This window comes from Mycolicibacterium iranicum (assembly GCF_014190915.1).
GTDB lineage: Bacteria > Actinomycetota > Actinomycetes > Mycobacteriales > Mycobacteriaceae > Mycobacterium > Mycobacterium iranicum_B.
Genome location: NZ_JACHVU010000006.1, coordinates 269,166 through 295,084, shown reverse-complemented (window position 1 = coordinate 295,084; position 25,919 = coordinate 269,166). Strand labels below are relative to the sequence as shown.

The 25,919-nt window shown below is 67.7% G+C and carries 23 protein-coding genes, 1 other RNA gene and 1 pseudogene; 17 read left to right on the top strand and 8 right to left on the bottom strand.

What is annotated here, in order from left to right; all coding sequences use genetic code 11:
* Positions 1-300: pseudogene (locus tag FHR72_RS15845) on the top strand (HNH endonuclease signature motif containing protein); the annotation flags it as partial.
* Positions 301-313: 13 nt separating this feature from the next.
* On the opposite strand, the gene FHR72_RS15840 reads toward FHR72_RS15845, so the two are convergent.
* Together FHR72_RS15840 and FHR72_RS15835 are read right to left on the bottom strand one after the other, a co-directional pair.
* The gene (locus FHR72_RS15840) at positions 314-703 is read right to left on the bottom strand and encodes a nitroreductase/quinone reductase family protein (RefSeq protein WP_183469649.1); all 390 of its coding nucleotides are present in this window, start codon (positions 701-703) and stop codon (positions 314-316) included.
* Positions 704-725: 22 nt separating this feature from the next.
* Positions 726-1,904 carry an acyl-CoA dehydrogenase family protein gene (locus tag FHR72_RS15835; protein WP_183469647.1) on the bottom strand — a complete coding sequence of 393 codons (1,179 nt, stop codon included), beginning with the start codon at positions 1,902-1,904 and terminating at the stop codon, positions 726-728.
* 561 nt (positions 1,905-2,465) lie between these two features.
* On the opposite strand from FHR72_RS15835, the gene FHR72_RS15830 reads away from it, so the two are divergent.
* Together FHR72_RS15830 and FHR72_RS15825 are read left to right on the top strand one after the other, a co-directional pair.
* Positions 2,466-3,440, top strand: coding sequence for an esterase family protein (locus FHR72_RS15830; protein WP_183469645.1), 975 nt, complete (start codon positions 2,466-2,468; stop codon positions 3,438-3,440).
* A 129-nt stretch (positions 3,441-3,569) separates the two neighbouring features.
* Positions 3,570-4,568 carry an MDR family oxidoreductase gene (locus tag FHR72_RS15825; RefSeq protein ID WP_183469643.1) on the top strand — a complete coding sequence of 333 codons (999 nt, stop codon included), beginning with the start codon at positions 3,570-3,572 and terminating at the stop codon, positions 4,566-4,568.
* Here the strand turns inward: FHR72_RS15825 and FHR72_RS15820 are convergent.
* The 4 genes from FHR72_RS15820 to FHR72_RS15805 form a co-directional block, all read right to left on the bottom strand.
* The gene (locus FHR72_RS15820) at positions 4,528-6,801 is read right to left on the bottom strand and encodes a molybdopterin-dependent oxidoreductase (RefSeq protein ID WP_183469641.1); all 2,274 of its coding nucleotides are present in this window, start codon (positions 6,799-6,801) and stop codon (positions 4,528-4,530) included. The two genes, FHR72_RS15825 and FHR72_RS15820, sit on opposite strands and share 41 nt — an antisense overlap.
* 30 nt (positions 6,802-6,831) lie before the next feature.
* Complete coding sequence (locus FHR72_RS15815; protein WP_183469639.1) at positions 6,832-8,040, bottom strand: acyl-CoA dehydrogenase family protein; 1,209 nt, start codon at positions 8,038-8,040, stop codon at positions 6,832-6,834.
* 28 nt (positions 8,041-8,068) lie between these two features.
* Complete coding sequence (locus FHR72_RS15810; protein WP_183469637.1) at positions 8,069-9,442, bottom strand: acyl-CoA dehydrogenase family protein; 1,374 nt, start codon at positions 9,440-9,442, stop codon at positions 8,069-8,071.
* Positions 9,443-9,615: 173 nt separating this feature from the next.
* On the bottom strand, positions 9,616-10,392 hold the full coding sequence (locus FHR72_RS15805) for an inositol monophosphatase family protein (RefSeq protein ID WP_183469635.1): 777 nt from the start codon (positions 10,390-10,392) through the stop codon (positions 9,616-9,618).
* A gap of 23 nt (positions 10,393-10,415) precedes the next feature.
* Between FHR72_RS15805 and FHR72_RS15800 the strand changes: the two genes are divergently transcribed.
* Positions 10,416-10,775 carry a hypothetical protein gene (locus tag FHR72_RS15800; protein WP_183469699.1) on the top strand — a complete coding sequence of 120 codons (360 nt, stop codon included), beginning with the start codon at positions 10,416-10,418 and terminating at the stop codon, positions 10,773-10,775.
* Between the two features lie 33 nt (positions 10,776-10,808).
* Here the strand turns inward: FHR72_RS15800 and FHR72_RS15795 are convergent, their stop codons facing one another.
* A complete protein-coding gene (locus tag FHR72_RS15795) occupies positions 10,809-12,185 on the bottom strand; it encodes an FAD-dependent oxidoreductase (protein WP_311736156.1) in 1,377 nt (458 codons plus the stop codon).
* Between the two features lie 198 nt (positions 12,186-12,383).
* Between FHR72_RS15795 and prfB the strand changes: the two genes are divergently transcribed.
* The 10 genes from prfB to FHR72_RS15745 all read left to right on the top strand — a co-directional run bounded on the left by prfB (position 12,384) and on the right by FHR72_RS15745 (position 21,272).
* On the top strand, positions 12,384-13,493 hold the full coding sequence (gene prfB / locus FHR72_RS15790; RefSeq protein WP_183469633.1) for a peptide chain release factor 2: 1,110 nt from the start codon (positions 12,384-12,386) through the stop codon (positions 13,491-13,493).
* 2 nt (positions 13,494-13,495) lie between these two features.
* Positions 13,496-14,464, top strand: coding sequence for a mechanosensitive ion channel family protein (locus FHR72_RS15785; protein ID WP_183469631.1), 969 nt, complete (start codon positions 13,496-13,498; stop codon positions 14,462-14,464).
* Positions 14,461-14,973: an Rv3103c family proline-rich protein gene (locus FHR72_RS15780; RefSeq protein WP_183469629.1), complete on the top strand. Its 513-nt coding sequence runs from the start codon at positions 14,461-14,463 to the stop codon at positions 14,971-14,973. Before FHR72_RS15785 ends, FHR72_RS15780 begins: the two co-directional genes overlap by 4 nt.
* Positions 14,974-15,017: 44 nt before the next feature.
* Positions 15,018-15,707: a cell division ATP-binding protein FtsE gene (ftsE, locus tag FHR72_RS15775; protein WP_183469695.1), complete on the top strand. Its 690-nt coding sequence runs from the start codon at positions 15,018-15,020 to the stop codon at positions 15,705-15,707.
* The gene (gene ftsX / locus FHR72_RS15770; RefSeq protein ID WP_183469627.1) at positions 15,708-16,604 is read left to right on the top strand and encodes a permease-like cell division protein FtsX; all 897 of its coding nucleotides are present in this window, start codon (positions 15,708-15,710) and stop codon (positions 16,602-16,604) included. It begins immediately after the preceding gene.
* 2 nt (positions 16,605-16,606) lie between these two features.
* Complete coding sequence (gene smpB / locus FHR72_RS15765) at positions 16,607-17,101, top strand: SsrA-binding protein SmpB (RefSeq protein ID WP_183469625.1); 495 nt, start codon at positions 16,607-16,609, stop codon at positions 17,099-17,101.
* Positions 17,098-17,937 carry a DMT family transporter gene (locus FHR72_RS15760; RefSeq protein WP_183469692.1) on the top strand — a complete coding sequence of 280 codons (840 nt, stop codon included), beginning with the start codon at positions 17,098-17,100 and terminating at the stop codon, positions 17,935-17,937. The genes smpB and FHR72_RS15760 overlap by 4 nt, the downstream gene beginning before the upstream one ends.
* Before the next feature lie 112 nt (positions 17,938-18,049).
* Positions 18,050-20,290 carry a putative bifunctional diguanylate cyclase/phosphodiesterase gene (locus FHR72_RS15755; protein WP_311736155.1) on the top strand — a complete coding sequence of 747 codons (2,241 nt, stop codon included), beginning with the start codon at positions 18,050-18,052 and terminating at the stop codon, positions 20,288-20,290.
* A 68-nt stretch (positions 20,291-20,358) separates the two neighbouring features.
* Positions 20,359-20,726: a transfer-messenger RNA gene (gene ssrA, locus FHR72_RS15750) on the top strand.
* Between the two features lie 357 nt (positions 20,727-21,083).
* Complete coding sequence (locus FHR72_RS15745; RefSeq protein ID WP_183469624.1) at positions 21,084-21,272, top strand: hypothetical protein; 189 nt, start codon at positions 21,084-21,086, stop codon at positions 21,270-21,272.
* A gap of 202 nt (positions 21,273-21,474) precedes the next feature.
* Here the strand turns inward: FHR72_RS15745 and FHR72_RS15740 are convergent, their stop codons facing one another.
* Complete coding sequence (locus tag FHR72_RS15740; RefSeq protein ID WP_183469622.1) at positions 21,475-22,374, bottom strand: NYN domain-containing protein; 900 nt, start codon at positions 22,372-22,374, stop codon at positions 21,475-21,477.
* Between the two features lie 93 nt (positions 22,375-22,467).
* On the opposite strand from FHR72_RS15740, the gene FHR72_RS15735 reads away from it, so the two are divergent.
* The 3 genes from FHR72_RS15735 to FHR72_RS15725 are packed head-to-tail and all read left to right on the top strand — an operon-like array spanning position 22,468 to position 25,896.
* The gene (locus FHR72_RS15735; protein WP_183469620.1) at positions 22,468-23,904 is read left to right on the top strand and encodes a DUF2252 domain-containing protein; all 1,437 of its coding nucleotides are present in this window, start codon (positions 22,468-22,470) and stop codon (positions 23,902-23,904) included.
* On the top strand, positions 23,802-24,518 hold the full coding sequence (locus FHR72_RS15730; RefSeq protein WP_311736154.1) for a DUF998 domain-containing protein: 717 nt from the start codon (positions 23,802-23,804) through the stop codon (positions 24,516-24,518). The genes FHR72_RS15735 and FHR72_RS15730 overlap by 103 nt, the downstream gene beginning before the upstream one ends.
* 10 nt (positions 24,519-24,528) lie before the next feature.
* Positions 24,529-25,896, top strand: coding sequence for an FAD-dependent oxidoreductase (locus tag FHR72_RS15725; RefSeq protein WP_183469618.1), 1,368 nt, complete (start codon positions 24,529-24,531; stop codon positions 25,894-25,896).
* Positions 25,897-25,919: the final 23 nt, after the last annotated feature.

Sequence of the window (25,919 nt, the reverse complement as noted above, 5' to 3'; positions counted from 1 at the left end):
CACGCCGTCACCGACTGGACCGCCGGCGGGGAAACCAACATCGACGACCTCGCCTTCGCCTGCCCGGCCGATCACCGCCTCCTCGACACCACCGGTTGGACCACCGCCAAGAACCGCTCGAATCAGACCGAATGGATCCCCCCGCCCGACCTCGACTGGGGGTACCGCCCGCTTGCGGGGGACGGCCAACGCCGCACCAACAGCTACCACCACCCCGAGAGATACCTCCTCGCGGACGACGTTTGGGAAGACGGCGTTTCGGCAGAGGACGACTCCTCAGAAGACAAGGATGACCCGTGAGAGTTGTTGCCGCTCAGTCGGTCAGATCGATGCGCACCGACAGCAGGTTCGTCCCGAAGGTGCGCACACCGAGATTGTTGAACTGCGGCAGTGAGCGCATCCGCGCGCGGGCGTCGTCGTCGGGCAGCAGGTGGGCCGTGCCGCGGTGCCAACGCCCGTTGAGCCGCAGCCGGACTGTGGGGTCGGCCATGATGTTCCGCACGTACTGAGATCTGTCGCCGAACTCGGAGACGAACCAGAACGCCTGTCCGAACCGGCGCCCGCCGATCGGTGTCCGGCGGGGCTTACCGCTCTGACGTCCTGTGGTCTCCAGCAGCGTCTGGAAGGGCATGTGCCGCATGACCCGGTTGGCGATGTTCTTCTGGAAGAACTTGGTGGCGCGGTCACGTCTGGTGTCCGGCATCGGCGGCCCCTCCGTCAGGTCCTCACACCATCGCGGTGCGCGGGATCTCGGCACCTATTGTCAGCGCTCCGGCAAGCTCCCGGCTGGTGTCGTAGTCGAAGATGACGTGGCCGACGATGACGTCGACGTCGCGCTTGACCCGCTGCAGGGGGTTCTCCAGGAAGTGGGCGCCGGCGCCGGATGCGCCGAGAAGATCTCCGATCACCGCGCGTGACTCGTGCACGATGTGGGCTGCGGCCAGCCGTGCCCGGCTGCGAACGGGACGATCCACCTCGTCGCCGGCCGCGACGATCGCTTCGATCTCGCCGACGGTGTCGTCGAGCAGGCTCGTCAGCGCACGCAGCCGCACCTGCGCATCGCCGAGCCGGACCGCGGCAACGGGCTTGTCCTTCTGCATCACGCCCTCATAGGCCAGAAATCTCTGCGAGAGCCTGTCGGTGTAGATCTGCACCGCACGCTCCGCGCTCCCCAGCGCCGGCATCGCCGCCAGCAGGGCCAGCGCGGGCACCATCGGCCACCGGTAGGTGTCGGATGCGTGCAGCGCGGCGCCGGGCGCCCTGCCCGTATAGATGTCGGCGACGGCGACCATCCGGTGCTGCGGGACGAAGGCGTCGTCGATCACCACGTCGTTGGAGCCCGTGGCCCGCATGCCGTCGGTGTGCCAGACGTCCTCGATGCGTGCCTCGCTGATCGGCAGTAGGGCCAGCACCGGATGCAGCGACGACGGATCGCCTGCGGTGCGCTCGCACAGGGCGCCGACCATGATCCAGTTGCCGTCCATGACGCCGGTGGCCCACGACCACCGCCCCGTCAACCGGATGCCGCCGTCGCACGCGACGCCGCGCCCCGTGGGCGCCAGCGGGGCCGGCGCGAGAAACGGACGGGTCGCGAAGGCCTCTTCCTGTGCCTGCTCGTCGAACAGCGCCAGCATCCAGTTGTGCAACGTGTAGAAGCCCAGCGTCCACGCACTCGAGGCGCACCCGTGCGCCATGCGGCGGACGGGGTCGAGGATCGCCGCGAACGGCGCCTGTCTTCCGCCGTACCGGGCGGGGACCAGCAGGTCGAACAGGCCCGCCGACCCGGCCTCCGCCACGGTGGCCGCGGGCAGCCGCCGTGCGTGTTCGGCGTCGGCCGCGCGCTCGGCCAACCTCGCCACGAACTCGGCGGAAACGGGCGAAGGCTCCGGGAGCGCTGCAGGCATGGCCGGAAATTACCATACCTTTTTGTATGGAAAGGGCGCCGCGGGACGGCACCGGGGGAGCGCCGCCCGGGGGCGCTAGCGCGCACGTTGGCGCCGTCTTCGCAGCACGGGGCGTTTCCGGTGGCATTCAGTCGTCGACGGACAACTGCTGCGCCCCGCCGACCCTTTTGGCCTCCGCGGTGCCTGCGAAAATCGGTCAACATCCACGGGCGTCACCACACCGTCAACATTCGGCGTCGACCTGTTCATTTCGCGAAGCCGACAACCCGCCGGCGTCAGCGCTTCTGCGCACTTGAGGGACGTTTCGTCGGGGTCGTCAAATTCGCCTGCGCGCATAAAGGCGCGCCGTCTGATATGGCCGGGCTTTCTCACAGCGTGCCCACATGCTTTACTGCAACCGCTACAACTGAAGTTTTCTCGGGCCCTCCGATGCAGAAATGCAATTCGGAGCGGTGAGACAGCGCGGTGAAGACATTGCTGTGAGGTCTGTGGCGATGTCCGCCTGAGGGAACGCAGGACAAGCCGTACCAGGCGGTACCGGAAGATGGATGGATTGACGGTATGACACTGATTGACAGGATTCTCGGGCCCTGGGCTCGCCGTTTCGGCATTGCCGCGCTCGCCGCGCTGCTGCTGCCGGGCGTGATCGGCCTGACCGGAGGGTCGGCGACTGCCGGAGCCTTCTCGCGGCCGGGGCTGCCGGTCGAGTACCTGATGGTGCCGTCCCCGTCGATGGGGCGCGACATCAAGATTCAGTTCCAGGGCGCCGGGCCCGACTCGCCCGCCCTGTACCTGCTCGACGGACTCCGCGCGCAGGACGACTTCAACGGCTGGGACATCAACACCCAGGCCTTCGAGTGGTACCTCGACTCGGGCATCTCTGTCGTGATGCCGGTCGGTGGCCAGTCGAGCTTCTACTCCAACTGGTACAAGCCCGCCTGCGGTAAGAGCGGCTGCCTGACCTACAACTGGGAGACCTTCCTGACCCAGGAGCTGCCCGCGTGGCTGCAGGCCAACCGCCAGGTGAAGCCCACCGGTAACGCGGCCGTCGGTCTGTCGATGGCGGGCGGCTCGTCGCTCGTGCTCGCGGCGCACCACCCCGGCCAGTTCACCTACGCCGGCTCGATGTCGGGCTTCCTGAACCCGTCTGAAGGCTGGTGGCCCGGCCTGATCAACATCTCCATGGGTGACGCCGGCGGCTACAAGGCCAACGACATGTGGGGCCCGGCCGAGACCGATCCGGCCTGGAAGTACAACGACCCGATGGTCCAGATCCCGAATCTGGTCGCCAACAACAGCCGCATCTGGGTCTATTGCGGCAACGGCACACCCAACGAGCTCGGCGGCGGCGATCTGCCCGCGACGTTCCTCGAGGGGCTGACCATCAAGACCAACCGGACGTTCCAGGACAACTACATCGCTGCCGGTGGCAGCAACGGTGTGTTCAACTTCCCGAACAACGGCACGCACAACTGGGCGTACTGGGGTCGCGAGCTGCAGGCCATGAAGCCCGACCTGCAGGCACATCTCCTCTGACGCAGTACTGAGTGACGAAGCCCCCGGCCACATCGGCCGGGGGCTTCGTCCGTTTCGCCCTCCTGCTTGCACCGGGCCGTCTACCCGCCGCAGTCTTTTCGTGCAGGCCCCGTGGCTACTGTGGCAACCATGACGGAAATCAACGCGATGGTGGCCCACGAAGACGCCGAGGGCGGGATCGTGCTGCGCCACGAGGTGGTCGACGAGTCATTCCTGCCCGAGGGCGACGTGGAGATCCACGTCGAGTACTCCAGCGTCAACTACAAGGACGCCCTGGCGGTGACCCCCAAAGGCGGCGTCGCGCGCTCATACCCGCTGATTCCGGGGATCGACGTCGCGGGCACGGTGACATCGAGCTCGTCGCCGGACTTCGCCGAAGGCGACCGCGTCATCGCGCACGGGCAGGACATCGGCACCGGACGCCACGGCGGCTACGCGCAGACGGCGCGCTATCCCGCCGACTACCTCTTCAAGCTGAACACCCTCGCCACCGCTGACGCCGCCGCGATCGGCACCGCGGGGTTCACCGCCGCGATGAGCGTCAACGCCGTCCGTGCGCACGGGGTCGGCCCCTCCGACGGGCCCGTCCTGGTAACCGGGGCCACCGGGGGTGTCGGCAGCATCAGCGTCGACCTGCTGGCCGGGCTGGGCTATGAAGTGGTCGCGTCGACCGGCAAGGCCGACGCGCACGATCTGCTCAGAGATCTCGGTGCCGCCGAGGTCATCGACCGGGTCCCCGGGCCGGACGAGAAAGTGCGCGCGCTGGGCAAGGCCCATTGGGCCGCCGTCGTCGACTGCGTGGGCGGTACGACGCTGGCCTATGCGCTCAGCACCATGAAATACGGTGGTGTCGCGGCCATCTCGGGTCTCGCCGGGTCGCCCGACCTTCCGGCCACGGTCATGCCGTTCATCCTGCGGGGGGTGACGCTGGCCGGCATCGACTCCGTGCTGCTGCCGATCGACAAGCGGCGTGACATCTGGGCGCAGATCGAATCGGATCTGGCGCCGAAGCACCTGTCGCGGGTCACCCGCGACGTCTCGGTGCGGGAAGTCGCCGACGTGCTGGGCACGATCATCGGCGGCGGCGTCACCGGGCGGACACGGGTAGCGGTGCACGACGGCTTCTGATGCGGCACGGCACGCCGTTGACGACCTGCGTGTTGCTCGGAACATCCACCAGCGCCGCCGGATTGAGCAGATTCAGATTGACCCCGGGATGGGCGTTGGCGACCTCCATGCGGGTGCCGTCGGCTCCGTGACCCCAGCCGTGGGGCAGTGACACCACGCCCGGCATCATCTCGTCGGTCACCTCCGCCACCACCGTGATCGTCCCCTCGCTCGTCGAGATGTCGACCTGCTCGCCGTCTCCGACGCCCTCGCGGTCGGCATCCGCCGGATGGATCAACAGCGTGCACCGGTCCCTGCCGCGCATCAGGCCGGCGACGTTGTGCAGCCAGGAGTTGTTGGACCGCAGGTGCCGTCGGCTCGTCAGGACCAGTCCGTCGTCCGGCCGGTCCACTCGGGCCAGCAGGCGCGGCACGTCGGCGGCGAACAGCGGATGCATCAGCTCGATGCGGCCCGACGGGGTGCTGAGCACCTCGGCCAACCGTCCGCCCTCCAGATCACCGAGCCGCAGCCCGTCGGGGTGTCCGCGCACCTCGGCGAGGGTGAGCCCGCCCGGTCTGCGGCCCAGGTCGTCGCCCCACGGACCCACCCGGATGCCCAGGTCGATCATCCGTTCCGGGCCAACGCCTTTCAGAGCGGCGAAAACCTCGGCAGGGTCGCGGCCGAACAGGGGAGTGTCGGCGGCCTGGCAGGCCGTGTAGACGATGCCCTGGGTGTACAGGTCGTCCATGGCCGCGATGTCGACGTCGGGGACCGGGGTACCGAGCAGCGCGCCGGCCAGACGCAGCATGATCTGCCATTCCTCGGGACGGTCGCCGGGCGGCGGCACAGCCGGATCGGACCACTTCACGCAGGAGGCGATGGAATACATCCAGTAGAGGTCGTCGCAGTGCGGACGCTCCAGGGGCGAGAGCCCCGGCAGCACGACGTCGGCATGCCGGCTCGTCTCGTTGAGCCAGTTGTCGACCGAGATCATGGCGTCCAGGCCGTGCAGTGCCGTGTCAAGGCGGCCGGCGCCGGGGGCCGAAAGCGCGGGATTGCCTGCGACCGTGATGAGTCCGCGGATCTGACCGTCGCCCGGCGTGTCGATCTCCTCGGCCAGGCAGCTGACCGGGAACTGACCCAGAACCTCCGGGGCCCCGCGTACGCGACTGTGGAACCTGCCGAAGCGCCACCCCGGCCCGTCCTGGTCGGGTGGCTTCATGAACATCGGTGACCACACCGGCGCCTTCGGGAACAGCGCCCCGCCCGGGCTGTCGATGCTGCCCAGCGCGGCGTTGACGACGAAGACGAGCCATGTCGCCAGGGTGCCGAATTCCTGTGTGCACGCGCCGATCCGGCTGTACAGCACGGGCCGTCGCGCCGCGGCGAGATCCGCGGCCAGCCTGCGGATGGTGTCGGCCGAGATTCCGGTGGCGGGCGCCACCCGTTCGGGGGAGAACGGGGCGGCCAGCGCGAGGACGTCGTCGAGCCCGTCCAGCATCCCCACGAGGTGGGCGGGGCGACGGATCCCGCCGGTTTCGTCGAGGGTTCGCAGGATGGCGAAGAGCAGCAACGCGTCGGTGCCCGGGCGCACCGGAATCCATTCCGACGCGCGGCGGGCCGTCTGCGTGCGCCGCGGATCGACGACCACCACCGTGCCACCGCGCTCGCGGATGGCTGCCAGCCGCCCCATGATGTCGGGCGCCGACAGCATCGACCCCTGCGAGGCGGACGGGTTCGCGCCCAGCATCATCAGGTGGTCGGTGCGGTCGAGGTCCGGGATGGGTGCGTTCCACATGCCGCCGAACAGCAACGCGCTCACCACGTTCAGCGGCCACTGGTCGACGGTGCCCGGTGTGTAATAGGCGGGCATTCCGGCTGCCGCGGCCATGCCGACGAGCGCGCCGACGTAGGTCTCGAGCCCGAGGTTGTGAGCCACCGGATTTCCGATGTACACCGAGACCGCGCGGACACCGTGCCGGTCGAGGACGGGCCGCAGCACGCGTTCGGTCTCGGCGAACGCGTCGTCCCAGGACACCTGCACGTGCTCGCCTGCACGGTTGCGCACCAGCGGCAGACGAAGACGATCCGGGTCGTGGTGGATGTGCTGCAGCGAGGCGCCTTTGGGGCACAGGTGACCCCGGGACCACACGTCGTCGGGGTTGGACCGCACGGTCGTGACGGTCCCCGCGTCGACGGTGACGCGCAGACCGCACATCGCCTCACAGAGCGGGCAGGTGATGCGATGCTCCACGAGCGCACCGTAACAAGCGGTGCGCCCCGGTTACTTCAATTCGGCGGAGGACAACCCGAGCAGCCTTCGGGCGACGACCAGCTGCTGAATCTGCTGCGTGCCTTCGAAGATGTCGAGGATCTTCGAGTCGCGGGCCCACTTCTCCAGCAGGGTCTGCTCCGAATAGCCCGTCGTCCCGGCCATCTCGACGGCCTTGAGGGTGATGTCGCTGCCGACCCGGGCGGCCTTCGCCTTACCCATCGACGCTTCCTTGGAGTTCGGGATCCTGTTGTCGGCCTGCCACGCCGAGCGCACGGTCAGGAGATAACCGGCTTCCCAGTCGGCCTCCATCCGCAGGAACTCCGCCGCCGGCGCACTCTGCGCGTGGGCCGGCTTGTCGTAGGAGATCTCGATGCCGGCGTCGGTGAGGATCTTGCGCAGCTCTTCGAGCGCGGCGCGTGCCACCCCGACGGCCATCGCCGCCACGATCGGCCGTGTGTTGTCGAAGGTCTCCATGACCCCGGCGAAACCCTTCTCGACGTTGATGTCGGGGCTGCCGAGCAGGTTCTCCTTCGGGATGCGCGCGTTGTCGAACCGGATCGCGGCGGTGTCGGAGGCTTTGATGCCGAGCTTGTTCTCCAGCCGCTCCACGGTCACGCCGGGATGCTCGCGCGGCACGATGAACGACTTGATCGCCGCGCGGCCCTTGGACTTGTCCAACGTCGCCCACACGACGATGTGGGTGGCGCGCGAACCGGCGGTGACATAGATCTTCTCGCCGTTGATCACGTACTCGTCGCCGTCGAGGGTCGCAGTCGTGGACACGGCCGCGGAGTCCGAACCGAAGTCGGGTTCGGTGATGGCCATCGCCGCCCACACCTTGCCGAGCCGCTCGAGCTGTTCCTCGGTGGCCACGCCGGAGATCGCCGCGTTGCCCAGCCCCTGGTAGGGGACCGACAGCAGCAGCGCGACGTCACCCCAGCTCACCTCGAGCGCGTTGAGCAGGGCGGACATGTTGGCGCCGTTGACGTTCTCCTTCGGTCCGTCACCGGAGCGGAACGCGTCGGTGCCCGCGAACGAAATCGTCTTGGCTGCCGAGATTCCTTCGAAAAGCGTTGCCAGCGTGTCCAATTCGACCGGGTAGGCATGCTCTTTGAGGTCGTACTTGCGGGAGATCGGGCGCAGCATCTCCGCAGCGCCCTGATGGCCCTTGTCGATGACCGCCTGCAGCTTCTTCGGCATTTCCAGATTGATCGCCATGTTTTTCAGTCCCTTTCCGGAAGCCTTCTCAGAGCACCACGACACCCTCGGCGACACCGATTGCCCGCAGATCGCGGTACCAGCGTTCGACCGGGTGTTCCTTGGTGTAGCCGTGACCGCCGAGCAGCTGTACGCCGTCGAGGCCGATCTGCATGCCCTTGTCGGTGCCGAGCTTCTTGGCCAGCGCGGCCTCCCGGGCGAAGGACAGGCCCTGCTCGGCGCGCGCCGCACCGCGCCACGTGATCAGACGCAGGCCGTCGAGCTCGATCGCGATGTTCGCCGTCATGAACGCGACCGACTGCCGGTGGGCGATCGGCTCACCGAAGGCGGTGCGCTCCTTGATGTACGGCACGACATAGTCGAGGACGGCATGCGAAGTGCCGACCGCCAGCGCCGCCCATCCCAACCGCGACAGCGCGATGGCCTCGGAGTAGTCGGCGGCGGTCGCGCCGTCTTCACCCAGCCGGGCGCTGACGGGCACGGTGACCTTGTCCAGCTCCACACGGCCGAGGGCGGCAGCACGGATCCCCATGCTCGGGTCCGCCGTCACGGTCAGCCCCTGGGACGACGCCTCGACGAGGAACAGTGCCGGCTTGCCGTCGAGTTGGGCGGCGATGATGAACAGCTCCGCGTCGGCGGCGGCCGGAACCAGTGACTTCACCCCGTCCAGGCGGTAGCCGCTGGGGGTCCGCACGGCCGTCGTCCTCAATGCCGTCGGGTCGAACAGCGGATGGGGTTCGGCGATGGCCAGGCACGCCTGGGGCACGTTCTCCCCGGCGAACTCGTTGAGGTACGTCGCCTGCTGGTCGGCGCTGCCCCAATGCGTCAACGCCGAGGCCACACCACCGGGAGCCAGGATCGGCAGGGCCAGTCCCATGTCCCCGTAGGCCAGCGCCTCGGCGACCAGGGCGTTCGTCACGGTGCTGCGGTGCTCGGCGATGCCGTCGAAGTCTTCGGGGATGTTGATCGCGGTGATGCCGAGTTCGGCGGCCTTGGCGATGAGGTTCGGCGGGTAGGTCGCGGCCTCGTCGGCGTCGTGCGCCGCCGGGCGCAGGATCTCCTCGGCGAACTCCTCGACGGTCTGGACGATCATCTTCTGGTCGTCGTCGGGGGTGAGGTCGAAGAAGTCGGCCCCGCTGGCCTTGAGCCGGGTCGGGGACTTCCCGAGACCCTGGATGCGCTTGAACTGGCGGGTGGAGGCGCCCGCGGCGGCGAAGGCGTGCTGGACGCCGTACTTCAACCCGCGGTTGAACGGGTCGCGCAGGTTGTGCCGGTCGAGGAATTCCTGCCCCACAAACGGTGTGAGCAGCGCGATTCCGATGTCGACCGCGGTCCGCTGATGCTTGCGCAGGCCGACGGCGCTCTCGCGGTCGTTCCGCTTGGACGGAAGGGTGTTCGTCATTGGCGGCTGCCCTCACGTGGTCGTGGACGGTGCGCTGATGCGCAACTGACTCCAGAGTAAGGTAACCGATCTGACTACCGAGTAAGTTTGACCGATCTGTAATGCACTTCACACGTGTCAACGACAGGGTCCCCGGCCCCGTCAGCAAAGTCGACCGAACCCCCGGCGGCGCGTCAGCCCAGCGCGTTCAGGACCGCGTCGTGCAGCAGCCCGTTGGTCGCCAGCGCGCTGCCGCCGTGCGGACCCGGCTGGTTCGACAGGTCGGTGAACCGCCCGCCCGCCTCCCGGACCAGGATGTCCAGCGGTGCGAGATCCCACACCTTGACCTCCGGTTCGACGGCGATGTCGACAGCGCCCTCGGCCACCAGGCAGTACGACCAGAAGTCGCCGTACGCGCGGACCCGCCACACGCTGTCCAGCAACCGACCGAACCGGGACCGCCGGTCGTCCCAGCCCGTGGTCAGGTCTGAATACGACAGGCTCGCCGATTCCACCTCGCCGACCCCCGACACGGAGATCGCGCGGGTGGCGCCGCCGAAGGACGTGAACGCCCCCTGGTCCTGGCCCGCCCACCACCGTCGGCCCAGGGCCGGTGCGCTGACGACGCCGACCACAGGGACGCCGTCGACGAGCAGGGCGATCAGCGTCGACCAGACGGGAACGCCGCGCACGAAGTTCTTGGTGCCGTCGATCGGGTCCACCACCCACTGCCGGCCACTGAACTCCTTGGTGCCACCGAACTCCTCGCCGAACACCGAATCGCCGGGCCGGTCCTCGCCCAGACGCGTGCGCAGCAGTTTCTCGGCATCCAGATCCGCGTCGGTGGCCGGCGTCAGGTCCGGCTTCGTCTCGACGCGCAGATCGACCGCGCCGAACCGTCGCATCGTGAGCGCGTCTGCTTCGTCGGCCAGTTGCAGGGCCAGGGTGACATCGTCGGCGAGGGTCGTCATAGGTGCCGTCCTACCATGGCGGTGTGGTCGAATTCGCGATGATCCTCCTGCTCGTCGGTGCGCTCGTGCTTCTGGCTCGACCACTGCTGCGTCGCAGACAGGGTTTCGGCAACGACTGGGTGCCGGGCACGCTGCTGATCACCGGGGTGAGTCCGCGGCCGGAGGGGGTGACCGGCGAACAGTTCGTGACGATCATCGGGGTCATCAACGGGCCGACCGTCAACGAGTACACCGTCTACACCCGCATGGCCGTGGACGTGAACGCCTGGCCGACGATGGGTCAGCTCATGGAGGTCATGTACTCGCCGCGCAATCCGGAGAAGTGGGGTTTCGGCTCTCGCCCGCAGCCCATGCCGCCGGCGCCGGAGACGCCCTACAACTGACGGGCACGCACGGGCCACGTTCGACGGTGTGCGTCAGCCGTGCCCGATGCGCAGCAGCTCCGCCACACTCGTCAACTTCACCCGTGGCCTGCCCGAGCCGGTGCCCGCTGACCGCTCGTGTTCGTCGATGAGCTTCCAGTGCTCGTTGGTGACGAGTTTCGGCTGACGCTCCAGCAGCCATCGCTCGATGTTGTCGAGATGACCGTCGTCGAATTCGGCGACCTCGGCCGAACTCAGGTCGGTGAGCAGGGTGTCGACCGTGTCGGAGGAATCCTTCTTGTTGCTGCCGATCACGCCGGTGGGGCCCCGCTTGATCCATCCGACGACGTATTCGTTGCGGCTGCCCGCGATTTTCCCGTCGACGTGCGGGATGGTGCCCGCGCGTTCGTCGAAGGGCAGGCCGGGCGTCGGGATGCCGCGGTAGCCGACCGCGCGGACCACCAGCTGAGCCGGCACCTCCTCGCGCTCGCCGGTGTCCTTGGCGGTGACCCGACCGTCGGCCCCGCTGACCAACTCGTTGCGACCGAGCACGATCGACTCCACCCGCGACTCGCCCTTGATCTCGATAGGAGACGTGCGGAACCGGAACACGATCCGGCGCTTGGCGCCCTTCGGAGTCGTCTCGGCGTACCCGCGCAACACTTTGATGTTGTTGCGCACCGTCTTGCCGGCGGCGTCGAGCTCCTCGTCGGTGATGTCGGCGACGTCGGCCGGGTCGACGACGACGTCCACATCGCCGAGCGCTTCAAGGTCCCCGAGCTCGCGGAGCTCGAGCGTGGTGAACGGCGCCTGCAGTGGGCCGCGCCTGCCGATGATGAGCACCTCCTCGACGCCACGGGCGTGCAGGGATTCCAGGGCGTGGTCGGCGATGTCGGTCTCGGCGAGGATTTCGGGGTCACTGACCAGGATGCGGGCCACATCGATCGCGACGTTGCCGTTGCCGACGACCACGGCCCGTCCGCCCGAGACGTCAGGCGCCATCTCCTGGAAATGCGGGTGGGCGTTGTACCACCCCACGAAGTCGACCGCCGCGACGCTGCCCGGCAGGTCCTCACCGGGGATGCCCAGCGCACGGTCGGACTGGGCGCCGATTGCATAGATGACGGCGTCGTAGCGCTCGGCCAGCTCGGCGGGATGCACGTGGTCGCCGATGACGAGGTTGCCGAAGAACCGGAACCGCGGATCCTGGGAGATCTTGTCGAACTGGGCGCTGATCGATTTGATCTTCGGGTGGTCCGGCGCCACTCCCGAGCGCACCAGACCCCACGGCGTGGGCAACATCTCCAGCATGTCGACGTGAACGTCGCGGTTCTCGTCGGCCTCGCCGAATTTCAGCAGGGACGCGGCGGCGAAGTACCCGGAGGGTCCAGAGCCGACGATGGCCACGTAGTACGGCCGCAAAGGGGGCATGGATGAACGCCTTCTGTCGCTGCCCGGACACGCGCAAGGGGCTGTCGCGACGCGGCCGGACGAGGTTCCGGAACCGACTCTAGAACGCCGGCCTCAACCTGGACGTCATTCGGCGGGGTCGAGTCGAAACGCGTCGGGGATTGCCTCGTCAGGCTGCGACAGCCAGCACCGTCGGCGGAGTGAGTAACCTGTTTTCCCGTGGATCCTGACCGCCAATCCGACATCGCCGCCCTCGACACGACACTGACGACGGTGGAGCGTGTCATCGATGTCGACGGGCTCCGCGGCCGCATCGACCAGCTGGAGAAGGATGCCTCCGACCCGCAGCTGTGGGACGACCAGGCACGGGCGCAGAAGGTCACCAGCGACCTGTCGCACGCGCAGGGGGAACTGCGCCGCATCGAGGAGCTGCGCGGGCGCCTCGACGACCTGCCGGTGCTCTACGAGCTCGCCGCAGAAGAGGGCGGAGCCGACGAGCTCGCCGAGGCGGACGCCGAACGGGCCAAGCTGCGCGAGGACATCGAGGCGATGGAGGTGCGCACGCTTCTGTCCGGGGAGTACGACGCCCGCGAGGCACTGGTCAACATCCGTTCCGGCGCCGGCGGGGTGGACGCCGCCGACTGGGCCGAGATGTTGATGCGGATGTACATCCGCTGGGCCGAGCAGCACGGCTACCCCGTCGAGGTCTTCGACACGTCCTACGCCGAAGAGGCCGGCATCAAGAGCGCCACCTTCGCCGTGCACGCCCCGTACGCGTACGGCAACCTGTCGGTCGAACAGGGCACCCACCGGCTGGTCCGGATCAGTCCGTTCGACAACCAGAGCCGCCGCCAGACCTCGTTCGCCGACGTCGAGGTGCTTCCGGTGGTGGAGACCACCGACCACATCGACATCCCGGAGGGTGACGTCCGCGTCGACGTCTACCGCTCCAGCGGCCCGGGTGGGCAGTCGGTGAACACGACCGACTCGGCGGTCCGGCTCACCCACATCCCCACGGGCATCGTCGTGACCTGCCAGAACGAGAAGTCGCAGCTGCAGAACAAGGTGTCGGCGATGCGCGTTCTGCAAGCAAAGCTGTTGGAGCGCAAGCGATTGGAAGAACGCGCAGAAATGGACGCCCTCAAAGGTGATGGCGGCAGTTCGTGGGGTAATCAGATGCGTTCCTACGTTCTGCACCCCTATCAGATGGTCAAAGACCTCCGCACCGAGTTCGAAGTCGGCAACCCGGCCGCCGTGCTGGATGGCGACATCGACGGTTTCCTCGAAGCCGGCATTCGGTGGCGCAACCAGAAAGATGACAACGACTAGCCTTGAACAGCACTCTTCTCGCGTTCGATCTGGCCTCCCATTGGCACGGCTTCTGGCGGGGTGACATCGGGGTCTGGATTCTCGACCGCGGCGTCCGCATCGGGCTGCTGCTGATCGGCGGCCTGCTCGCGGCACGGTTCATCAACTGGATCGCCCAGCGGGTCACCCGCCGCATCGATGCCGAGTACCAGGAGAGCGACCAGCTGGTGCGCTCGGAGAGTGCCAAGCACCGGCAGGCCGTCGCCTCGGTGATCTCCTGGCTGGCGGTCGCCCTGCTGTTCGTGATGGTGGCCGTGCAGATCACCGACATCCTGGCGATCCCGATCGGGTCGCTGGTGGCGCCCGCAGCGGTGATCGGCGCCGCGCTAGGCTTCGGCGCGCAACGGCTGGTGCAGGACCTGCTGGCCGGCTTCTTCATCATCACCGAGAAGCAGTACGGCTTCGGTGACCTTGTCGCGCTGAACGTGGGTGCGCTCGCGCAGCCGGCCGAGGGGACCGTCGAGGACGTGACGCTGCGCGTGACGCGCCTGCGGTCCTCCGAAGGCGAGATGCTGACCATTCCCAACGGCCAGATCATGAAGACGGTCAACCTGTCCAAGGACTGGGCCAGGGCCGTCATCGACATCCCCGTGCCCACGTCGGCCGACCTGAACGCGGTCAACGACGTCCTGCACGAAGTCGCGCAGAAGGCGATCGACGACCCGCAGCTGCACGACCTGCTACTCGACGCACCTCAGCTCATGGGTGTGGAGAGCATCGAACTCGACACCGTGAACCTGCGGATGGTGGCGCGCACCCTGCCCGGCAAGCAGTTCGAGGTGGGCCGCCGCATGCGCGTGCTGGTGATCCGGGCGCTGCGGGTGGCGGGCATCGTCGCGCCGGGGGAGATGGCGCCGCCCGTGGTGGCGGCGATCCCTCACCCCGCCACGACCATGGATGCCGACAAGGACGCCCGGGAGCAGGACAAATGAGGCTCATCCGCAAACGGGACGGGGACGGGCGCGGCTGGCCGCACTACATCCTGGGCGGCCGGATGCGGGCCTCGACGGCCGGTCTGATCGTCGCGTTCATCGCTCTGTTCTGGGTGAACCAGAACTACCAACCCACCCCGCCGGCGCCGGCCGTCGACCCGGCGCAGCAGGTCGTGCCGCCGGGATTCGTCCCGGATCCGAACTACACCTGGGTGCCGCGGACCAACGTCCAGACCCGCGAGCCCGAGTACACCACCACCACGCGGCGCCCGACGACCACGACGACGACGACGACCGAACCCGTCCCGTCCTCTACCGTCACCCCGCCGGAGACCAGCACCAGCCCGATCGTCCCGGGGATCCCGTTCGGTCCGACGACGACCGTCATCGACCCCGACGGACCCGGGCCGCTGAGCCCCGAGACCTTCACGCAGGCGCCGCCGACACTGGCTCCCACCACCGTCGCACCACCCGGGACGGTTCCCGGCACGACGCAGCCACGCCCCTAGTGCCGGGGTGATGCCATGCGGCACCGCTACACTGGCGTGCCGTGATGATCACCCTCGACCGCGTGTCCAAGCAGTACAAGTCGTCTGGCCGCCCCGCGCTCGACAACGTGTCGGTCAAGATCGACAAGGGTGAGTTCGTCTTCCTCATCGGCCCGTCGGGTTCGGGCAAATCGACGTTCATGCGTCTGCTCCTCGCCGAGGAGAATCCGTCCTCGGGGGACATCCGGGTGTCGAAGTTCCACGTGAACAAACTCTCCGGCCGCCACATCCCCGGGCTGCGTCAGGTGATCGGGTGCGTGTTCCAGGACTTCCGGCTGCTACAGCAGAAGACGGTGTTCGAGAACGTCGCGTTCGCCCTCGAGGTGATCGGCAAGCGCGCCGACACCATCAACCGCGTGGTCCCCGACGTGCTGGAGATGGTCGGCCTGTCCGGCAAGGCGAACCGGCTGCCGGCCGAGCTGTCGGGTGGTGAGCAGCAGAGGGTCGCGATCGCCCGGGCGTTCGTCAACCGGCCGTTGGTGCTGCTGGCCGACGAACCCACCGGCAACCTCGACCCCGATACCAGCAAGGACATCATGGACCTGCTCGAGCGGATCAACCGCACGGGCACGACGGTGGTGATGGCCACCCACGACCACCACATCGTCGACTCGATGCGTCAACGTGTCGTCGAACTCGAACTCGGCCGGCTGATTCGCGACGAACAGCGCGGCGTCTACGGAATGGACCGCTAAGTGCGCTTCGGCTTTCTCATCAACGAGGTCCTCACCGGGCTTCGCCGCAACGTGACCATGACGGTCGCGATGATCCTGACCACCGCGATCTCGATCGGATTGTTCGGCGGCGGCCTGCTGGTGGTCCGGTTGGCCGACCAGTCCCGGGCCATCTACCTCGACCGCGTCGAGAGCCAGGTCTTCCTCACCACCGATGTGTCGGCCAACGATCCGACCTGCGACGGCGACCCGTGCAAGGCGCTGCGCCAGACGATCGAGAACCGCGACGACGTGCGGTCGGTGCGGTTCTTGAACCGGGACGAGGCCTACGAGGACGCGATCCGCAAGTTCCCGCAGTACAAGGACGTCGCAGGCAAGGACGCCTTCCCGGCCTCGTTCGTCGTCAAGTTAAACGACCCCGAACAGCATCAGGGGTTCGACGAGGCCATGGTCGGGCAACCCGGTGTGCAGAGCGTGCTCAATCAGAAAGACCTCATCGACAGACTCTTCGCCGTCCTCGACGGCATCAGCAACGCCGCGTTCGCCGTCGCGCTCGTGCAGGCGATCGGCGCGGTGTTGTTGATCGCCAACATGGTCCAAGTCGCGGCCTATACGCGGCGCACCGAGATCGGCATCATGAGGCTGGTGGGCGCGACCCGCTGGTACACCCAGCTGCCGTTCCTGGTGGAGGCGATGCTCGCCGCGCTGATCGGTGTACTGCTCGCGATCGGGGGCCTGATCCTGGTGCGCGCGTTGTTCCTGGAGAACGCGCTGGACCAGTTCTATCAAGCCAACCTGATCGCGAAGGTCGACTATGCCGACGTCCTGTTCTACTGCGCACCCTGGATGCTGTTCCTGGGTCTGGCGATGTCCGGCGTCACCGCCTACGTCACCCTGCGGCTGTACGTGAGACGGTAGCGGTGTCCAAGAAGGCCAAGTCCACCAAGGACACCAACAACCAGGTTGTCGCGTCGAACCGCAAGGCGCGCCACAACTATTCGATCCTGGAAACCTATGAGGCCGGGGTCGCGCTGGTGGGCACCGAGGTCAAGAGTCTCCGCGACGGCACGGCGTCGCTGGCCGACGCGTTCGCCACCGTCGACGACGGGGAGATCTGGCTGCGTAACCTCCACATCCCCGAATATCACCACGGCAGTTGGACCAACCACGCGCCGCGGCGCAACCGGAAACTGTTGCTGCACCGCAGGGAGATCGACAACCTGGTGGGCAAGATCCGAGACGGCAACCTCACCCTCGTCCCGCTGTCGCTGTATTTCACCGGCGGCAAGGTGAAGGTGGAACTGGCCCTGGCACGGGGCAAGCAGGCGCACGACAAACGCCAGGACATGGCTCGCCGCGACGCGCAGCGGGAGGTCACCCGCGAACTGGGCCGCCGCGTCAAGGGCATGACCTGATCGGCATCCTCAGCGCCCTCGTCGCCGCGCTGGGCTATGGCGTCAGCGACTTCGTCGGCGGCATCGCGTCGCGTCGGGTGGCTGCTCTGCGCGTGGTGATCGTGTCCTACCCGGTGGCGCTCGTGTTGCTCACTGTCGTGGCCTTCCCGTTCGGTGGCGAGCTGAGCACCCCCGCGTTGCTGTGGGGGCTGCTGGCCGGGGTGTCGCAGGCGTTCGGTGTGTGGTGGTTCTACGCAGCCCTGGGCTCGGGCCCCATCTCGGTGGTGTCCCCGCTGACCGCGATCCTGGTCGCGGGCATCCCGGTGCTGGCCGGTCTGACGCTGGGGGAGCGGCCGACGGTGCTCGCCGGTCTCGGCGCGGCGGTGGCGCTGATCGCGGTGGTGCTGGTGAGCCAGGTCAACTCCGTCGGCAGCCCACACCGGTTCACCCAGAAGGTCGCCTGGCTGACGGTCGGATCCGGTGTCGCGTTCGGCATGAATTTCGTGATTCTCGACCAGGTCCCTCCCGAGGCCAACCTGTGGCCGCTGGTCTTCGGCCGGCTCGCGTCGACCGCGATCGTGCTGCTCGCCGCGCTCCTGACGGCGAACCTGGTCCTCGAACGCGGCATTCCGCTGCGGCTCGCGTTCCTCGCCGGTGCGCTCGACACCGTTGCCAATATCGCCACGCTGCTGGCCCTGCAATCGTCGTTGCTGTCCCTGGCCGGTGTGCTCGTCGCGCTCTATCCTGCGGCAACCGTCGTATTGGCGATTGCGGTCCTGCGCGAAAAGGTGACACGCTGGCAGTCGGTCGGCATGGTGCTCGCGCTTGCTGCCGTCGCGATGATCACGGCGGGTTAGGCAGAGTCGCGAGGGGGCATCCGACGGCCAGGCATCGGCGCAGCGGTTAGGGGGTGGGGACGTCTCCGGCTACCGCATTCGCATAGCGCTGGTCGTCACCATCACCGTGCTGGTGGCGCTGAACGCGTTCGCCCCATGGGGCGTGACCTCGCTGCGGATCGATGCGGTGCTGCAGACGTGCACCGCCGCCGTGGCCATCGGGTACGGACTCGTGGTGTCGCGGCACATGCAGGGCACCAAGCGGCTGTGGCGGCTGTTGGCCGTCGGTGCGGTCGCGAGCCTGCTGGTCGGCGAGATCGCGTGGTGGCTGGGTCCCGATCTGCCGCCGGCGGTGTGGGTGGTGCCCTATTGGCTGTTCCTTCTTCTCGCGCTCGGCGCGGTGGTGGTGCTGGCGATCAAGGGCCGGGGGGTGGCGGTCCCCGCCGACGGATCGCTGCGCCACACCGCGCTGCTGACGATGTTGGACGGTGGCGTCGCCGCCGCCTCTTTCGCGTTGCTGGTGGTCATCGGGCATTACGGAGGGCACTCCACGTCGTCGTGGCCCCGGTCCGGCCTGCCGGCGATGGAGATCGCCTTCGCGGTGTTCGAGCTCGTCGTCGTGGTCATCGCGGCCGTGGTCGGCATGATGTACTCCGCCGACAGCCTGGTGCGCTCCAACTACCTGCAGTTGGCGTGCGGCGTGGTGGTGATCGTCTCGTCGGACCGGGTGATCGCCTACTTCGAAGCCCACGGCGCGTCCACCGCGGAGGTGGTGTGGGGTGGCGCGGGGATCGTCCTCGGCCCGGTGTTCATCGCGCTCGCGATGCGCGAGAGAGCGGCGTCGGTGCAGCGCACTGAACGTCGTTCGAGGCCGATGGACTGGGCGCAGCTGATCCTGCCCTACACCGGGTTCCTGGGCATCACGATCCTGCTGTCCTACCACGTGTTGGCCGGCAAGGTGCTGGAGCCGGTGGTCGTCGCGACGACGCTCGGGATGGTGATCCTCGTGGCGGCTCGCCAGATCGTCGCTATCGGTGCCCAGCGGCTGTTGACGCAGCGGCTGTACGAGGCCCAGCGGGGCCTGGCACACCAGGTGCTCCACGATTCGCTGACCGGCCTGCCGAACAGACTGCTGTTTGCCCAACGCCTCGACGCCGCCGTGAAGGAGGGCGAGTTCGTCCTGATCTTCGTCGATCTCGACGATTTCAAGGAGGTCAACGACCGCTTCGGCCACGCTGCCGGCGACGAGCTGCTGCGGGCGGTGGGTGAGCGGCTGACGCGGCACGTCACCGAACGGGACACGCTGGCCCGCATCGGCGGCGACGAGTTCGCAATCCTCGTCGAGGGTGGTGGTGAGGTTCCGGAGGTGGTCGCCGACCGCCTACGGGTGGCCCTGCGTGACCCGTTCCCGGTGCACGGATCCTCGGTGCGCGTGCGTGCCAGCATGGGCCTGGTTCGCTCCAGCGCCGACGACAAGTCCCGAACCTCCGACGATCTGCTGCGCCAGGCGGACATCTCGATGTACGCGGGTAAGCGGCTCGGCAAGAACACCGCGGTGGTCTATCAGCCGTCGTCGGGGGTGCGTGCAGAGTTCCCCGCCGCGCTGCGCGAGGCAGAGGGCGGGGTCCCGAACGGGTTCCGGCTCGTCTACCAGCCGGTGGTGCGGCTGCCGGACGAACGGCTGGTCGCCGTGGAGGCGCTGGCGCGATGGACGGCGCCGAACGGCATCGTCATCCCGCCCGAGACGTTCGTCGCGGTCGCCGAATCCGCCGGCCTCGGTGCCATGCTGGACGCCCTGGTACTCGACATGGCCTGCCGCGACGTGGAGGAGGCCGGCCTCGTCGATGCGAGCATTCACGTCAACATCGGGGCGGCACGGCTCGGGAACCCCAACTTCGAGGAGCGGGTCCGGCGCACCCTGGAGCACTGCGAGATGGACCCCGCCCGTCTGGTGCTGGAGATCACCGAGACCGTCCCCATCGTCGACCTGGACGATGCCGCGGCGCAGATCGAACGGTTCAACGACATGGGGGTGAAGATCGCCCTCGACGACTTCGGAGCCGGCTATAACTCGCTGACCTATCTGCATGCGTTGCCCGTCGACATCGTGAAGCTGGACCGAAGCCTCGCCGTGGGTTCGCGCCCTGAGCGTGATCTGGCGCTGTACCGCTCCGTCATAGGCCTCTGCGACGACCTGGGGCTCGACGTCGTGGCCGAGGGCATCGAGACACGGCTGCAGGCCGACACCATTCACGCGGCCGGGTGCCGATTCGCCCAGGGTCATCTGTTTAGCAAGCCGGTTCCGATGGACGAGTTGCGCCGGGAGTGGGCCGACCGGCAGGTCCGCGTCAGCAGCAGCTCGCGCGGGGACTAAATAATGGCTGGCCAATGTTGATGAGGTCGGTAGTATGGAACTTCCGCCGATGGTCGGCGGGTGTGCGAGGGGCTGAACGGTTTCGACTTCGCGCATCGAATCAAGGGAAGCGTGCCGGTGCAGACAACTGACCACCGTAAGCGTCGTTGTAACCAATTAAGCGCCGATTCCAATCAGCGCGATTACGCTCTCGCTGCCTAAGCGAAGCTAATCCGTCAGACCGGGAGAGCCCTCGACCCGGACCCTGGCGTCATCTAGAGGGACCCACCCACGGGTTCGGTCGCGGAACCCATGGGGACATCAAACAGCGACTGGGATCGTCATCCTGACTTGTTCGCGTGATCAGGAGATCCGAGTAGAGACGTAGCGAACTGCGCACGGAGAAGCCTCGAGGGAATGCCGTAGGACCCGGGTTCAATTCCCGGCAGCTCCACCGGAGAAGAAGCAGGTCAGGGACGAAAGTCCCTGACCTGCTTTCGTTTCGATCAACATCTGATCAGTACACGTGAATTGACTCGCCGCGATGGCATCACTGCGCAACGGCAGGCCACGCGAGGACGGCACCTCCGACGTTCAGGTTCTGTACGCCACGGCCTTGTTGTCAGCTCGGCGTCAGTGTCGTCTGGATCCCGCGTTCATGTATCCGTGGGCTGAACGCCGGCGGCCCGGGTGCGGCGCTTCACAGACCTGACGTGTGAGTTCTACAGTCTGTTTCATGGGGAAACGGGGGGAATCTTTCGCACGCTGGTATTACGCCCGAGGGAAGGGTCAACAGTTTCTACTGTGCCTGAGCTTGGTCGTGATGGTGGTCATCGGTCTGGTGCTGACCATTCCGATGCCGGAGCAGCATCCGGACGGGGCGCTGAAAGTGCCGTGCCCCACGAGCGATGTTTACATCAGTCTTGACGATCCGCTGTTCGACGAGAACGATCTCGAAACCAGCCTTTTCCGCGCATGCGCTCGTGCTGGTGACCCCAAATAACTGGATGTCAGCTGGGTGAGGTCCACAGTGTGATCTCAGGCACCGTGTCTGACGCGGATTTACGCCGCATCACCCGGTGACGCTCCTTGAGAGCCTCTGTTACCTGGAGCAAAGTCGGATGCACGTGCTCGGAAAGTTGATGTCAGTTGGGTCTGGCGACCAAGGTGTTGTCGGCTCAACCTCGGCCAGACCGGCGTCCGTGTCACGCGCTTTCGCGTAGCCGCACCATCCGGGTGGTCGAGCTCTCGTCGAGTTCGACGACGTCGCTGCGGGACCGCAGGAAATCGCTGAACGATTTGAAGCCCAGCGACTTTTCGCTGAACGACGGGTCCATCCGTTTCATCTGCGCCTTCACCGCCGAGTTGTGCAGCCACTCGACGTCATCTTTTTCCAGTCCGATCCGCAAGGCTCGGGTCAGCAGGCCGGTCGCGACCGCCTGCGGGTCCGGAGCCTCGGACTCCTCCGACGCCTCGGACGGTTCGGCCGCCTTGCTTCGCGACGAGCGGCGCTTCGGGGCCGGCTTCTCCTCGGCAACGGGATCGGGCTCGAAGACCGGAACGCCCGGCAACGCGTCATAGGTGACGAACTCGTCGCACGCCGCGGCGAGCATCCGGCTCGACGAACCCGCCACACCGATGCCCACCACATACCGGCCCAGCCGCTTGCACCGCTGGGCCAGTGCGATGTAGTCGGAGTCGCCGGCCACGATCACCACGTGCGTCAGATCGGGCAGACGGAACATGTCCTCCACCGCGTCGACGGCCAGCCGGATGTCGGCGCCGTTCTTGCCGTACGCCGCCGCCGGGAACAGCTGAACCAGGTCCACGGCGCGGCCGACCAGCTGACCCCGATAGCGCGCATTGATCTCCGCAGACCAGTCGGCGTAGGCGCGGGTGAGGACCAGCGTGCCGAAGGACGACGCGAAATCGATGATCGCGCCGACATCCACGGTCGCACGGGTGAGCTTGTCCGGGCCGTCCTCGAAACCCTTGGCCTTGTCGCGCTGGAACGAATTGCGCCCGTTGACCTGGTCGTACCGCGAGATGACGATGTTGTCGAAGTCGAGGTACACCGCAACTCGGGTCGCGCCGGATTCTGTCACCAGGACAGTGTGATCGATGAACAGCGCACAGACGGGTCCCACCGCCGACTGCGATTCTCCTAATGTGCCCCACACCGCTGCGGACGAGGCAACATGGCATCGGTGAGTGCCGCGACAGGACCCCCACCCACCAGGCACACGGTGCTGGCCGAGGCGGACGCCGCGCCGTATCACTCGTTGCGTCAGCGCCCGGTCACCCGTGCCGAGCGGTATGCGCTCGGCAAGAGCCTGCGCAAACGGGTGCCCCGCAAGACGCTCGCGGAATGGACGCCGCCGGACGACCGGCCCGACCCCGTGCAACTCATCCAGGCCAACCACCGGGGCCGGGTGGAACGGCTCATTCCGGTGCGGGTGGGCCGAATGATCGCCTCCCCGTACGGGTTCCTGCGCGGCACCGCCGTGGTGATGGCCGACGACGTCGCCCGGCTGCCGTCCACCGGCATCATGCCGGTCGTCTGCGGCGACTCACACCTCGGCAACTTCGGCTTCTACGCCTCCCCGGAGCGCGACCTCGTCATCGATCTCAACGACTTCGACGAGGCGCACCCGGGCGGGTGGGAGTGGGACCTGCGCCGGCTCGTCGCCAGTATCTGGGTCGCGGGGCGCCACAACGGCGCTGCCGAGGACGACTGCGCCGCAGCGGTGCGTTCCTGCGTCTCGGCCTACCGCACCGAGGTGCGCCGACTCGCCGACGAGCCGCTGTTCTCCCGGTCGTTCACCCGCCTCGACGTCGACCGGCTCGCGGGGGAGACGGCGGGTCCGCTGGCCGATCAGGTGCGCCGCTCGGCGGTCCGGGCCCGCCACCGCACGAGTGACCGCGCGCTGCCGCGTTTCACCGAAGAGGTGGGCGGGGTCCGGCGCATCGTCGAGGAACCGCCGCTGATCACCCGACTGCCGGACCGCGAAGCCGACGCGCTGTCCGCCGCGCTCGACGACTATCTCCCGACGCTGTCCACCCATTGGCGGCGCGTGCTGGGTGGTTACACGATCCTCGACGTCGCCCACAAGGTGGTCGGGGTCGGCAGCGTCGGCCTGCGCGCGTATGTGGCTCTGCTGGAAGGATCTTCGCCCGAGGACGTAGTGTTCCTCCAACTGAAGCAGGCGCGCCGCTCCGTGCTGGCGCGCTACGTGCACGGCGAATCGGCGTGGCACGCGCACCAGGGCCAGCGGGTGGTCGAATACCAGCAGGCGCTGCAGACCGTCAGCGACCCGCTGCTGGGGTGGACGACGGTCAACGGGCGGCAGTTCTACGTCCGTCAGTTCCGCAACATGAAGGGCACCATCCCGCTGGACGCCATGGACGGCAAGGCGCTGATCGACTACACCGGTGTCGTCGGGCAGTTGCTGGCCAAGGGGCACGCCAGAACCAGTGGGGCGTCGATGATCGCGGGCTACATGGGGCGCTCCGAGCGGGTCGACGACGCGTTGTGCACCTTCGCGCGCCGGTACGCCGACCAGACCGAAGCCGACCACGCCGCGCTGACCGCCGCAGTCGACAAAGGTCAACTGCCCGTCGAGCGCGGGGTGTAGCGATCACCACCTCTGCCCGTGCGGCGGCGTATCTGTGGCTCCTCGGTGCGGGTGTCTATCTGGTCTGCGAGGCCGTCGCCGCGACGCATGTCGACGGATACAGCTACGTCGCCGACTACATCAGCGACCTCGGTGTCTCACCGGTGATGAACATCGGGGCGTTCATGGTGCACGGATCTCTGTTCCTCGCCGGGGCTGTGGTGCTCGCGCGCGCATCCCCGACCAAACACTGGACGGTACGGGCGTTCGTCGCCGCGGCCGCGGCGAACGCCGCCGGCAACATCCTGGTCGGCGTGTTCCCCAGTGGCTCGGCCCAGGCGCACTGGCATGTCCTCGGCGCGGGGCTGGCGATCGTCGGAGGGAACACCGCCGCGATCATCGGCGGGGCCGGCAGCGGGAGGTTCGGCGCCACAACGGCTTTCCGCCGCGCCGGCATGCTGCTCGGCGCCTTCGGGATCGCGTGCCTGCTGATACTGATCGTCGACGGTGCAGGGGGCTCGACGGTTCTGCCGGTGGGACTCGTCGAGCGCGGCGCGGTCTACCCGATCATTGCGTGGGAACTTCTGGCCGCCATGGCGATTCTGCGTCGCGGACCGGACACGTTCGGGGGCTAGGATCCGCGCCATGCCGCGCACCATCACCGAACCCGCTCGCGAGATCGACGTCCTCCACGAGACCGACGTGCTGGTCGTGGGCTCGGGCCCCGGCGGTCTGGCGGCCGCGTTGGCGGCGGCCCGGGCGGGGGTCGAGGTGACGCTCGTCGAGCGCTACGGCTGTTTCGGCGGGAACATCACCGCTGTCGGCGTCGAGGGCTTCGCCTGGTACCGGCACGAACAGACCGTCGAGGCCGGCGGCATCGGGTGGGAGTTCGAGCAGCGCGCCAGGGCGATGGGCGCGGCGGTACCCGAAAGTCAGTCGCTGTCCTACGAACTCGATTCCGAAGGCTTCAAGGTGGTGGCCGACCGGCTCGTCGAGGAGGCCGGCATCCACGCGATGCTGCACCGTCAGTTCGTCGCGCCGTTGATGGACGGCGACACCGTGATCGGGATCCTGACCGAGTCGAAGGCGGGCCGCGAGGCGATCCTGGCTCGACGGGTCGTCGACGCCACCGGCGACGCCGATGTGGCCACCCGGGCCGGCGCACCGGTGTCCAAGACACCGGTCGAGGCGATGATGGCCGCGTCGGTGATGTTCCATCTCGCCGGGGTGGACAAGGCCGCGTTCCTGCGCGGGGTCGCCGACGATCCGCAGACCTACAGGGACTGGGCTGCCGGGGAATTCGCCGCCGACGAGACAGCCGCCAAGGACGCCGATCTGTATTCGCCGTACCTGGGCAAGCCGTTCGCCAAAGCCATCGAGGACGGCCTGCTGCCGGCCGACCTGAATACCATCGGCGGCACGTGGGGCGCGATGCACGACACGGGCGAGCTGACGTACATGAACCTCGTGCACCTGTCCGGCTGCGACGGGACCGATCCGGACAGCCTGACGCGGTGGGAGATCGAGGGGCGCAGGCAGGCGATGCTGGCCATCGAGGCGTTGCGCCGCTACACGCCCGGCTGCGAGACGGCCCGGCTGCGCAACTTCGGGATGACCATCGGTGTCCGCGACACCCGCAAGATCGACGCCGTCTACAACCTCACCGAGAACGACGTCCGCGAGCAGGGGCGCTTCGACGACAGCATCGGCATCTACCCGGAATTCATCGACGGCTACGGCGTTCTGGTGCTTCCGACGACGGGACGTTATCTGCAGATCCCGTACCGGTCCACCCTGCCGAAAGCCGTGCGCCACCTGATCGTCGCCGGCCGCGCCACCGGCGGAGACCGCATCGCGCACGCCGCGACGCGAAACATGTCCTGCTGCGCGGTCACCGGTCAGGGCGCAGGTGTCGCCGCCGCGCTCTCGGTGCGCTCCGGCAGACAATTCGCCGACGTCGACGTCCACGCCGTCCAGCAGGAGCTGATCCGCCAGGGCGTGCGGATCAGCTAACAGGCCTACTCAACTGACCGGCC